Source organism: Ruegeria sp. CDSA193 (assembly GCF_059611885.1).
The window spans coordinates 372,115-383,519 of record NZ_JBXWPN010000004.1; the positions used below are offsets into that span (position 1 = coordinate 372,115).

The following is an 11,405-nucleotide window of genomic DNA, read 5'->3' on the forward strand; positions in this document are numbered from 1 at the left end:
CCGCCGGTAGCGCGCCATATCCTCAGGCCCGTTTGGGCCATTGTCCAAAGCGGGCGCCGTCGCGCCTATTCGGCGGCGCGAGGTGGCGACATAGCTATGACGCTCGACGGCTTCGATGCACCGTCCTTGGGCTGCTGCAGTTGAGCCGACAATTCCGGCAACAGTTCGAAAAGTTCGTCGCGCAGACGGGTTAGCTGAGAACGAGCGATGGATTCCTCGATTTCAACATCATGGGTCCACTGGCGCAGCTCGTGCTGAATGGTTTGTGCCTCTTCCAGCCGTTGCTGAAACAGTTCGATCTCTTCCTGGCGTTGCTGCAGGAATGTGCGGGCACGGGCGATGCGGGTATCCCCGTAAGTTTCGGCCAATTCTTGGCTGATCTGGCTCATTTGCGCGGCCAACTCCAGAATCTCTGGTTCGAGCGATTGTAGGTTGGGATGTTGGCGCAGGAAGGCCATCCGCTCTTTGACCGCATCAAATTCGGACGACAGGATAAATGCCCCGCTGCGGTCCTGCGCATGGGCCAGCTGATAGGCATGGGCGATGTCGTGCATGTTCAGCGCAAATTTACGGTGCGCGTTTTCCAGGGCCATCATCCGGGCATTCGCAGGAAGGTAGAAGGCCAGCATCAGGATCAGAGCGGTCAGGCCAATCTGAACATAGATCCCGGCGTCTATGATGGTACCGCTCGCCAGTCCGGCTTGCATGGAAAGCCATGGCAGCACGCCCAGGGCGGATAGCATAGTGGTTGCGACGGCCAGAAAAGCCGCGGAACAAATCAGAAAAAATGTCAGTCGTAAAAAAGCGTTTTGAAACTGTAATGTTAACGTGTGGAGTGCGGTCATGTTCGACGATCTCCTTCTCAAACCGATACATATCGGGCCGAAGCGGACAAAGGTTGAACATAATTTTTGATCCGCTACGGACCGATCACTACAAGAAACTGGCTGCTCGAAATATTAAGATGATACTCAGATAAGTGTTTTCAATCAATTAGGTCTGATGATTTCGTGATCTGGATGTCATCTCGGTAATAATACCCAAGCCGATTGAGGCCAAAATACAGGCCGTAAACAGGTAAAGCCCCCAGGCGGTTTCGATGGTCGCGTAAGAGATGCCCTTGGCCAGCGTGATGTAGAGCGCGATCAGGAAAATGTCGGCCATCGCCAGCTTGCCGAGGATGTTCAGCGCAGGTTGAACGCGCGCATCCAGCAGGTCCCATTGGATCAGGGCGGTGCCGATGGTTTTCAGATAGGGGGCAAAAAGGGCGAAGACGGTGACGATCAGCGCGAGGAAGATATCGGATTTCCAAAGGGACTGGAGCCCGGTGATGACGCTGATTTCAGAAAGGCCAAAGATGGGCAGAAATCCCGCGCGCATCAGCGGGGCGAACCACGCGATGGGGTAGAGGATCAGCAGGGAGAGGGTGACGAGGCGGAGGGTCATTATAGATACTCTTCGGAACTTTTCGATGAGGTGAATATTTCACCTCAGTCTGTATTGTGCCTATATCGATATCCGAAACGCTATTGATACACATCACTTTGTTTACGAAAAAAATTTATATGGCTGAACCTGTTATAAAAATTGTCGAAGGCCCGTCCCCAACCCAGAAGGGGGTCAGCGAGGCTATAACTGTTGGCCTCGCGGGGGTTCTTTCAGCGGGAAGTGTCGCTGCAGACATTATGCCATTTGATCGCGAACAGTTGTTTGGCGTAATGCATTTTCGCCTCCAGGAAGCGCTGCAGGCGCAACGCAGGGCGCGTTGGTTCGGTGGAAAAATTTACAATCGATTTTCAGGGCAAGATCCCAATTACGTTCTGTTTTCGGGAACTCATCTGGGTCAAACATTGGCGCTTGCCCGGATTCAGACGCCAGATTTTGTGGTCCCGCGTGGGAAATACTTGCTGCGGCTAGATTATGTAAAAGAAGCCTACGAGAACTTGAAACAAGAAAGGAAAGGTGCGCCTGTCTAACGAACCGCCTCTATCGGCCCCTCTGCACTCCCGCTGATGAACTGCTCCACATAGGGATCACCCGAGGCATCCATCTGACCCACGGGACCGGTCCATTGGATCACGCCTCCGTGCAGCATGGCGACGTTATCGGCAATCGCGCGGACCGAGCTCATGTCGTGGGTGATGGTCATCGCGGTGGCGCCCATTTCGGTCACGATCTCGCGGATCAGGTCGTTGATGACACCGGACATGATGGGATCAAGGCCGGTGGTGGGCTCATCGAAGAAAATGATCTCGGGCTCGGCGGCGATGGCGCGGGCCAGGCCTACGCGTTTTTGCATACCGCCCGACAGTTCGGCCGGGAAACGATCGGCCACATCGGCTTTCAGACCCACGCGGCGCAGTTTCTCGATGGCGATCTCGCGCGCCTCGTCCACGGGACGTTTGAGCGAACCGCGCAGCAGGCGGAAGGCGACGTTTTGCCAGACGGGCAGCGAGTCGAACAGCGCTCCGCCCTGAAACAGCATTCCAAACCGGGCCAAAAAGGCATCGCGGTCGCCTTTGGTGGCGTCTTTACCGTCTACATAGACCGTGCCGCTATCAGGTTTGATCAGGCCAAGAACGCATTTCAGCGCCACCGATTTGCCGGTGCCCGATCCGCCGATGATGACCATCGAGGTGCCCTTGGGGATCTCGATATTGACGCCTTTGAGGACCTGATTGGACCCAAAAGCTTTATGTACATTCTCCATCCGGATCATATTGAGAAGAACACCCCTGTCAGAACGAAGTTTGCAGCCAGAATCATGATTGCGGCAGCCTCGACCGAAGACTTGGTCGCAGCGCCTACGCCCTGCGCGCCCCGGCCCGAATTCATGCCGTAGTAACAGCCCATGGTCGCCGTGATCAGGCCAAAGGCCGCGCCCTTGGTAAGCGAAGAGACGATGTCATGAAATTCGAGGAAATTCATGGTGTTTTGCAGGTAGGCCGCGGCGTTGAAGCCCAGGCTTTGGGTCGCCACGATATATCCGCCCGCAATGCCGATCACATCGCCAACCGCAACCAGAATCGGCACTGTGATGACGGCGGCCAGCACCCGCGGCGCGGTGAGGTATTTCATCGGATGGGTGGACAAAGTTACCAGCGCGTCGATCTGCTCGGTCACTTTCATGGTCGCAATTTCCGCAGCGATGGACGATGTGACCCGCGCTGCAATCATCAGACCACCCAGAACAGGCCCAAGCTCGCGCACCATGCCAATCGCTACGATTTGTGGCACCACAGCTTCGGCATTGAAACGCGCACCACCTGCATAGATCTGAAGCGCCAATGCACCGCCGGTAAATATCGCCGTCAGGCCAACCACCGGCAGGGACATCCAACCGATATTCATCAGAGCGACCGCAAATTCGCGCGGATAATAGGGGGGGCGGAAAATATGTGAAATCGCGTCTACAAAGAACAGAGCGACCTTGCCGAAATTTGCAAGCAAAGACAGGGCTGTACGTCCCAACCCGCCCAGCATTGAAAGAGGGTTCATTCGATATAGCCCCGAGAGTAGCGCGCGCCTAGAGATGTCAGAATTTCATACCCGATGGTGCCGGCGGCCTCGGCCAGATCATCTACTGTCTGGTGACCGTTGAGAATACGCAGGCGTTCCGGATCCTCGGGCAGATCCGTTACGTCGATGGTGATCAGATCCATTGAGATCCGGCCAACGACAGGGCAGGGCCTGTCCGCCACAAAGGCATCAATGCCGCCTCCGATAGCGCGGTGAAGCCCGTCTGCATACCCGGCCGCAACCGTGGCGATACGGGATTTGCGCCGCGCGAACCAGCTATTGCCGTATCCCACGCTTTCGCCGGGCTCGACCTCGCGCACCTGAATGACCGGAAGGTCGACGGTGACGACGGGTTTCGCATCGGCAAAGGGTTGTCCGCCATACATCCCGATACCGGGACGGCAAAGGTCGAAGTGATAATCGCTGCCCAGAAGGATACCGCCGGTGGCCGCAAGCGATCTGGGGGCCGCACTTCCATCAGTCAATTCGTGGAACACCCGCAGTTGGTGGCGATTCATCGGGTTGTCAGGTTCATCCGCACAGGCGAGATGCGACATCACCAGCGACGGATTAAGCGGCTCGATCTCTGTGCGCAACACGGCCCAGTCCGCAGGCTCAATCCCCAAGCGATTCATGCCGGTATCCAACTGGATTCCAAAGGCGTGTTCAGGCAAGGCCTGACGATGGCGGCGGAACTGTTCGGACGAATTCAGCAATGGCGTCAAATTGTGTTGGAGCAGTAGGTCGCTGTCGCCTTCCATATGCCCGGAAAAAACACTTATCGTTGCGTCGGGTCCGACAGCCTCGCGCACGGCGGCACCTTCTTCGGCAGCCGCGACAAAGAAATTTCTGACACCTTCTTCAGCAAGTGCGGCAGAGACAGGACCAGCGCCCAGGCCATAGGCGTCGGCCTTGACCACGGCACCCGTTTCACAGGACGTCTTTGCATCAAGCGCCTGCCAGTTGCTGGCCAGCGTATAAAGATTGATCGTTAAGCGTGCAGTACTCATGCGTCTGTTCATGACATTGGATCGCGTCAGGTCAAGGGGGGTCGCAGCGATAATTGACCTGTACGTTGCGCATAACGGCACCTTGAGGCCGGGAAGTGGGTTGAAACAGCGTAAATCTGCGTATTGAACATCTGAGGGCGCCAAATCACTATTGTGCGCACATCGTGGTCAACCATGATCGGGTCAAGGTGATCGTTCACTAATGCCCAAAGGGGCCTGTTGGGATGAAAACATGATTGAACTCTCGTTTGGGTACAAAAACCAGAGCAGTAGGTTGCCTGATTTCTTTTACGATGTGTTCTCTGCCTCAGAGGGGGGCGAGGAAGGACAGGCCATTCAATCTTTGATCAGGGAATTGCTGAAAACCGAGCCCGATCAGGATCTGCAGGGATGTGTTGCGACTGATGGGGGCGATCTTCTGGGATGTATCATGTTCTCGCGCCTGACCTTTGATCAGGATCCGCGACGGGTGTTTCTGATGTCGCCCGTGGCCGTGCGGACGGATCGGCAACAGGGTGGGGTCGGGCAGAAGCTGATCACCTTTGGTCTGGACCAACTGCGGGCCCAAGGCGTCGATTTTGCAATAACCTACGGAGATCCGTCATATTACGGCAAAACCGGTTTCCTGCCCATTTCTGAGGCATTCGCGCAGCCGCCAATGCCGCTTAGCCAGCCGATCGGATGGCTAGGGCAATCTCTGTCTGGTTCACAGGCTGATCCAATGGTGGGGCCGTCACGCTGTGTCAGTGCATTTGACCGGCCCGACCTTTGGTGACGGTCAGTAGCCTTCGATCTGACCGTCCTGCTGCCAGGGTTTGACGAGGTTCCCAAAGCGCGTGAACTGTGCTTCGAAGGACAGCTCGACCGTACCGATGGGGCCGTGGCGCTGTTTGCCAACGATCACTTCGGCCTTGGCGTGCAGGCGTTCCATGGCCTGCTTCCACTCTTCCATCTTCTCCAACTCATGATCGCCGGGCTTTTCCCGTTCTTTGTAGTATTCCTCGCGGAACACGAACATCACCACGTCGGCATCCTGTTCGATCGAGCCTGATTCCCGCAGGTCGGACAGTTGAGGGCGCTTGTCGTCTCGGTTTTCAACCTGCCGGGATAGCTGAGACAATGCGATGACCGGGATGTTCAGTTCCTTGGCAATGGCTTTCATGCCCATCGAAATCTCAGCGATTTCGTTGACGCGGTTTTCGGCCATGCCGCGACACAGCTGCAGATAATCGATCACCAGCAGGTCCAATCCATGGGTCCGCTTCAACCGCCGTGCACGCGCGGCGAGCTGTGAAATCGGTAGTGCCGGGGTGTCGTCAATGAACAGCGGGCAGGCTTCCAACTCCTTGGCTGCATCAACAAAGCGGCGAAACTCACCCTCGGTCATGTCACCCTGGCGGATCTTGTGGCTCGAGATTTCCGAGGCTTCGGCCAGAACCCGGCCCGCCAACTGCTCGGCGCTCATTTCCAATGAGAAGAACCCGACAACGCCGCCGTCAATCGCGCCTTCGGTGCCGTCGGGTTTCAGCCCGCGCTTGTACGCTTTGGCCACGTTGAACGCCACGTTTGTCGCCAATGAGGTTTTCCCCATCGACGGACGCCCGGCCAGAATGATCAGGTCTGACGGGTGCAAGCCACCCAACTGCTTGTCCAAATCGGTCAGACCGGTGGAAATCCCGGCCATTCCACCACCGCGCTGATAGGCCTCGTTGGTGACGTTGACAGCCTCGGTGACCGCCTTGAGGAAGGATTGAAACCCCTGTTCAGTCTGGCCTTGTTCAGACAGCTGATACAACTGCTGTTCAGCCTCGACGATCTGTTCCTTGGGCTCGCTCGCCACATCGACCCGCGCCGCCTTGTCCGAGATATCGCGGCCAAGCCGGATCAACTCGCGCCGGATGGCAAGATCATAGATCATCTGGGCATAGTCATGCACCGCAAAGGCGCTGATCGAGGCCCCGGCCAGCTTGACCAGATAGGCCGGACCGCCCAGTTCCTTCAGGCCTTCATCCTCGGCCATGAAAGATTTCAGCGTGACGGGCGAGGCCAGCGCATTCTTGGCGATACGGGTCGAGGCGACCTCGTAAATACGCGCATGAACCGGATCATAGAAATGCTCGGCCCCGATGATCGAGGCGACCCGATCATACAGATCATTATTGGTCAGGATCGCACCCAGAAGCTGTTGTTCAGCCTCAATAGAATGCGGCATGGTATCGGCGTTTTGGATCTGTGCCGCTGCCTGCTCGATGCTGCTTATCTCGTTCATTTTGTCCCCGCTGCCCGTCCCGAGGTTCTATACGCGAAACGCCATTGCAAGCTATCTGGAAATACCTGTGGCTAACTGGGGGTAAGGCCTAGGGATAACTTTCCAGACAGTTTGGACGATGTGGTGTGCTTGGCCTATTATGTAGGAAAGCGGGGAAAAGTCACCAGATATCGTATATGCTCAGCCGATTCTTTGGCGCTTATCCCCAATCCATCCACAACAGGTTTAGGAAGGTTTATTGGCCTCTTGCCAGCCGCGCGGGTCGTTCAGGAAGGCTTCGACACCGTCAAGTGTTTCCGTATCAAAGGCTTTCTGTGCTTTGGCCTCGGCCAGAACATCCCACCAGGTGCACAGCGAATGCAGTTTCACCCCATGATCGCCCAGAGTTTTCTCGGTTTCCGGAAAGATGCCATAATAGAAAATCACCGCCGTATGCCCGCAGGTCGCGCCGGTTTCGCGGATCGCATCAACGAAGGACAGTTTGGATCCGCCATCGGTGGTCAGATCCTCAACCAGCAACACACGCTCACCCTCGTTCATCGCGCCTTCGATCCGGGCGTTGCGGCCATAGCCTTTGGGCTTTTTACGCACATATGTCATCGGCAGGGCCATGCGTTCAGCGACCATCGCGGCAAAGGGAATGCCCGCAGTTTCGCCGCCAGCGATATTGTCGAACGCTTCAAAACCCGCATCCCGCATCACTGTGACGGTCAGGAAATCCATCAGGGTCGACCGGATGCGCGGGTAAGAGATCAGCTTGCGACAGTCGATATAGGTCGGGCTGGGCAGGCCGCTGGCCAATGTGAACGGCTCGCGCGAATTGAAGTGAACGGCCTTGATCTCCAGTAGCATCCGCGCGGTCAGACGGGCGATTTCGGTGCTGTCGGGAAAGGAACTGGGGATCATGGCGGGACCTCTGAGCTGAAAAACCTTCGGGGCTGATAGCCTGCTGCCGCCGTCAGAGTCGAGAGGGCAGGCAAAAGAAAAGCGGGCCCGAATGGGGCCCGCTGTCAGCTTGCACAAAGTGATGCGCTTAGCTGCTCATGTCATAGGCGCGTTCGCCGTGGACCGACAGGTCAAGGCCGTTGGTCTCGGTCTCGGCATCCACACGCAGCGGCGTGATGGCTGAGACCAGCTTGATCAACACAAAGGTCACCACCGCGGTAAAGGTACCCACGATTGCCAGACCGCCCAGCTGTGCGGTCCAGGTACCCATGCCGAACAGGGCGATCATGATTGTGCCAAAGATGCCGCCAACGCCATGCACCGCAAACACATCAAGCGTGTCGTCGATGTTCAGCTTGTTGCGGATGATAAAGACCGCTTCCTGACACAGGATGCCCGCCACGCCGCCGATGATCAGCGCCTGAACCGGGCCGACAAAGCCCGACGCCGGGGTGATCGAGGCCAGACCAGCGATGGTCCCGGTCACAAGACCCACCATCGAGGCTTTGCCAAAGCGGATTCTCTCCCACAAAGCCCAGGTCAGGGATGCAGTCGCCGCCGACAGATGCGTCACGGTCATAGCCATCGCGGCACCGCCATCTGCAGCCAGTTGCGAGCCGCCGTTGAAGCCGAACCAGCCGACCCACAGCATCGCAGCGCCGATCATGACATAGCCTGGATTATGCGGGGGCGTTGTGCGGTGAAGGCGCGGGCCGAGTACGACAGCAATGATCAAAGCGGCCAGACCTGCCGTTTCATGCACCACGATGCCACCGGCGAAATCTCGCACACCTGTCTCGCCAAAAATGCCGCCATCGCTCAGCATTCCGCCGCCCCATATCCAATGGACCACGGGCGCATAACACAGCAGCATCCACAGGGCAGAGAAGGTCAGAACAAAGCCAAAGCCAACCCGCTCGACATAAGCACCGACGATCAGGGCGGGGGTGATAATGGCAAAGGTCATCTGGAAGGCAAAGAACAGAATTTCGGGCAGGGTGCCGGCCAAGCTGTCGGCATCAACACCATTCAGAAAGGCCTTGCCCAACCCACCCCAAATCCCGCTTTCACCGGGGCCGAAGGCGATGGAATATCCTGCGACCAGCCAGAGAATGCTCATCAAGCAGGCGATGCTAAAGCAGTGCATGAACACGCTCAGCACGTTGCGGGCGCGTACAAGGCCGCCATAGAAGAGGGCCAGGCCCGGAAGTGTCATGAACAGGACCAGTGCGGTTGCTACTATGATCCAGGCGGTATCGGCTCCATTCATCAGCCACTCTCCTTTTCAGAATGCGTGGCGGGGCTTGAAGCGGATTGCGACTGGGGAAAAAAGAGGCAGAGCCCAAAAAAGCAGCCTATTTCAGGGGCCTTTTTTGAAGAGTTGATTAATTGGGCGTCAAATTGTCGAGCATGCCCGATTATTGGGCAGTGCTGAAAAGTGCCTTTGACAGCAGTGCCAGCGCGTGATCCCGCGCAGCGCGGCGCACCCGATCGCGGCCCAATGCGCCGAATTCGACGGTTTCTGTCATGGGTGGGATGCCGTCACCGGCCACACCAAAACATACCCGGCCTTCGGGTTTAAACTCGGACCCGCCCGGGCCTGCAATGCCGGTAACCGACACTGCCAGATGCGCCTGTGAATTCCGCAAGGCACCCTCGGCCATTTCGCGCGCGACCTGTTCAGAAACCGCGCCATGGGCATCCAATGATTCCTTGCGGACACCCAACATTTGCTGTTTGGCAGTATTTGTGTAGGTCACAAAACCGCGCTCAACGACCGCAGAGCTGCCGGGGATGTCGGTTAGAGCCGCAGCGACCATCCCGCCAGTGCAGCTTTCGGCGGTGGTGATCATCACCCCTTTCGCTTTGGCGCTTTCTAGCAGGTCGGAAACGGTCACAACCCCAGAACTCCGTGGCTGAACCCGGCGGCCAACATGATGCCTATGGCCGCGAATACCCCGGCAATCACATCGTCCAGCATAACGCCCATCGGATCGCCGCGCCGGTCGGCCCAACCCACGGGGCCGGGTTTCAGGATGTCGAACAGGCGGAACAGTACAAACCCAGTTACCCAACCTGGCCACAGCGCTGTAATGTCGATCCCGTGCGCCCAACTGGGATAGGATATCGCCCAAAGTGCGAGGAACTGACCTGCGACCTCGTCAATTACAATCTCGGAAGGGTCGTGGTCTTCTTGCCCGGCGGTCATCACCCGCGTGGCCCACAGACCGCCGAAAAACACCGCGACTGTCGCGACCGCCAGTAAGGGGAAGCCGCCCAGAGTATGCAGAACCCATACCAAGGGCAGGGCAACCAAAGACCCCCAGGTGCCGGGGGCGGGTCGCAGATATCCGACGCCACAAACAGTGCCAATCAGCTGTGCAACGGTCATGATTTCACCAAACAAGCTGTTGCAATAGAAGCAATTCCTTCACCACGCCCGGTAAAACCCAAACGCTCGGAGGTTGTGGCCTTGACCGAAATCTGATCCTGGCGCAATTCCATGATCTTCGCCATCTCTGCCCGCATGGCCGCGGCGTGAGGCCCGACCTTGGGGTATTCGCAGACCAGCGTGCAGTCGACATTCGAGATACGATATCCCATCTGCCCGGCCAACTCGACCGCGTGGCGCAGGAAAATTTCGCTTGCCGCGCCTTTCCATTGGGGATCTGAGGGCGGAAAGTGCTGTCCGATATCCCCTTGTGCCAATGCTCCGTAAATCGCATCGGTGACTGCGTGCATACCGACATCCGCATCAGAATGGCCCTGAAGCGATCGGTTATGCGGAACTTTGATACCGCACAGGAATACGTGATCCCCGTCACCAAAACGATGCACGTCGTAGCCATTCCCCAGCCTTACATCCATATCCGTTCCCAATATGCGTTCCGCCCTGGCAAAATCCTCGGGTCGGGTGATTTTCAGGTTGTCCGTATCGCCCGGCACGATGCAGACGTCCAGCCCGGCGGCGCGCGCGACTTCCACGTCATCCGCTGAACCTCCGGGATGCGCGGTGTGGGCAGCGACGATTGCGTCATAGTGAAAGCCCTGCGGGGTTTGCGCTGCATGCAACCCGGATCGATCCTGCGTGCCAGTGACCATAGTGTCGCTTGCTGTCCACAAGGCGTCCGTCACCGCAAGGCCAGGTGCGGCACCGGGGAAATTGTCCAGAGCGGCCAGAACGGCATCAATGATCTCGGTGCTGACACAAGGACGTGCGACATCGTGGATCAAGACGCGGGTCACATTCATGCCGTTCAACGCCGACAACCCGCTGCGCACCGATCCTGCTCTGTCTGACTCGCCTTCCGCGAGGATCAGATCGGCGCTTTCAAATTCTTCCCAGGCGGGGGCATCCTCCTTCGACAGCACAAGGACGATGTGATCGACTTGCCCGCGGAATCGGTCGATGGTCCAGTCGGCCACTCGACGACCTGCCAGATGGCGCCACTGTTTTGGCGTGCCGCCTCCGGCGCGTTGACCGCGTCCTGCGGCGACAATGATAGCTGCGGTCGTCATGTGTCGTGCTCTCCGACGAGTTAAGGGCAATGTTTAGGGTGCGGTGAAAGCAGAGGCAATCACTCGGTTTCATCTGCTTAAAAAATAGGCAAACGATGATTTTGCATGCTTGTTCATAGCGGTTTTGTTGTTCATATGCACTC

At 57.4% G+C, this 11,405-nt stretch carries 13 protein-coding genes; 2 read left to right on the forward strand and 11 right to left on the reverse strand.

The genetic code is table 11. The features are described 5' to 3' along the window. Positions 1 to 65 precede the first annotated feature (65 nt). Together AC2FLG_RS10025 and AC2FLG_RS10030 are read right to left on the reverse strand one after the other, a co-directional pair. The gene (locus AC2FLG_RS10025) at positions 66 to 845 is read right to left on the reverse strand and encodes a DNA repair protein (RefSeq protein ID WP_496706043.1); all 780 of its coding nucleotides are present in this window, start codon (positions 843 to 845) and stop codon (positions 66 to 68) included. 148 nt (positions 846 to 993) lie between these two features. Next, positions 994 to 1,446, reverse strand: a complete 453-nt coding sequence (locus tag AC2FLG_RS10030; protein ID WP_142633488.1) for a paraquat-inducible protein A — start codon at positions 1,444 to 1,446, stop codon at positions 994 to 996. A gap of 119 nt (positions 1,447 to 1,565) precedes the next feature. Here AC2FLG_RS10030 and AC2FLG_RS10035 point away from each other — a divergent pair, with 119 nt between their 5' ends. Next, the gene (locus AC2FLG_RS10035) at positions 1,566 to 1,976 is read left to right on the forward strand and encodes a hypothetical protein (protein WP_281994537.1); all 411 of its coding nucleotides are present in this window, start codon (positions 1,566 to 1,568) and stop codon (positions 1,974 to 1,976) included. Here AC2FLG_RS10035 and AC2FLG_RS10040 read toward each other — a convergent pair. The 3 genes from AC2FLG_RS10040 to alr are packed head-to-tail and all read right to left on the reverse strand — an operon-like array spanning position 1,973 to position 4,529. Then, positions 1,973 to 2,719 (reverse strand): ABC transporter ATP-binding protein, encoded by a 747-nt coding sequence (locus AC2FLG_RS10040; RefSeq protein ID WP_282021912.1) that lies wholly within the window; start codon positions 2,717 to 2,719, stop codon positions 1,973 to 1,975. The two genes, AC2FLG_RS10035 and AC2FLG_RS10040, sit on opposite strands and share 4 nt — an antisense overlap. Further along, complete coding sequence (locus AC2FLG_RS10045) at positions 2,716 to 3,498, reverse strand: MlaE family ABC transporter permease (protein ID WP_142633494.1); 783 nt, start codon at positions 3,496 to 3,498, stop codon at positions 2,716 to 2,718. Before AC2FLG_RS10045 ends, AC2FLG_RS10040 begins: the two co-directional genes overlap by 4 nt. Then, positions 3,495 to 4,529: an alanine racemase gene (alr, locus tag AC2FLG_RS10050; protein WP_496706045.1), complete on the reverse strand. Its 1,035-nt coding sequence runs from the start codon at positions 4,527 to 4,529 to the stop codon at positions 3,495 to 3,497. Before alr ends, AC2FLG_RS10045 begins: the two co-directional genes overlap by 4 nt. A gap of 232 nt (positions 4,530 to 4,761) precedes the next feature. Here alr and AC2FLG_RS10055 point away from each other — a divergent pair, with 232 nt between their 5' ends. Then, on the forward strand, positions 4,762 to 5,304 hold the full coding sequence (locus tag AC2FLG_RS10055) for a GNAT family N-acetyltransferase (RefSeq protein WP_496706047.1): 543 nt from the start codon (positions 4,762 to 4,764) through the stop codon (positions 5,302 to 5,304). Between the two features lie 3 nt (positions 5,305 to 5,307). On the opposite strand, the gene AC2FLG_RS10060 is transcribed toward AC2FLG_RS10055, so the two are convergent. From AC2FLG_RS10060 to AC2FLG_RS10085, 6 genes are all read right to left on the reverse strand, one after another. Further along, positions 5,308 to 6,798, reverse strand: a complete 1,491-nt coding sequence (locus tag AC2FLG_RS10060; RefSeq protein WP_496706049.1) for a replicative DNA helicase — start codon at positions 6,796 to 6,798, stop codon at positions 5,308 to 5,310. A gap of 225 nt (positions 6,799 to 7,023) precedes the next feature. Continuing rightward, complete coding sequence (locus AC2FLG_RS10065) at positions 7,024 to 7,704, reverse strand: orotate phosphoribosyltransferase (protein ID WP_142633501.1); 681 nt, start codon at positions 7,702 to 7,704, stop codon at positions 7,024 to 7,026. A 127-nt stretch (positions 7,705 to 7,831) separates the two neighbouring features. After that, on the reverse strand, positions 7,832 to 9,013 hold the full coding sequence (locus tag AC2FLG_RS10070) for an ammonium transporter (RefSeq protein WP_496706051.1): 1,182 nt from the start codon (positions 9,011 to 9,013) through the stop codon (positions 7,832 to 7,834). Positions 9,014 to 9,161: 148 nt separating this feature from the next. Beyond that, positions 9,162 to 9,641 carry a CinA family protein gene (locus AC2FLG_RS10075; RefSeq protein ID WP_496695626.1) on the reverse strand — a complete coding sequence of 160 codons (480 nt, stop codon included), beginning with the start codon at positions 9,639 to 9,641 and terminating at the stop codon, positions 9,162 to 9,164. Beyond that, positions 9,638 to 10,135: a phosphatidylglycerophosphatase A family protein gene (locus tag AC2FLG_RS10080; RefSeq protein ID WP_142633508.1), complete on the reverse strand. Its 498-nt coding sequence runs from the start codon at positions 10,133 to 10,135 to the stop codon at positions 9,638 to 9,640. The genes AC2FLG_RS10075 and AC2FLG_RS10080 overlap by 4 nt, the downstream gene beginning before the upstream one ends. Beyond that, entirely contained in the window at positions 10,132 to 11,262 is a 1,131-nt protein-coding gene (locus AC2FLG_RS10085) for a bifunctional 2-C-methyl-D-erythritol 4-phosphate cytidylyltransferase/2-C-methyl-D-erythritol 2,4-cyclodiphosphate synthase (RefSeq protein WP_496706052.1), read from the reverse strand. The genes AC2FLG_RS10080 and AC2FLG_RS10085 overlap by 4 nt, the downstream gene beginning before the upstream one ends. Between the last annotated feature and the right edge of the window lie 143 nt (positions 11,263 to 11,405).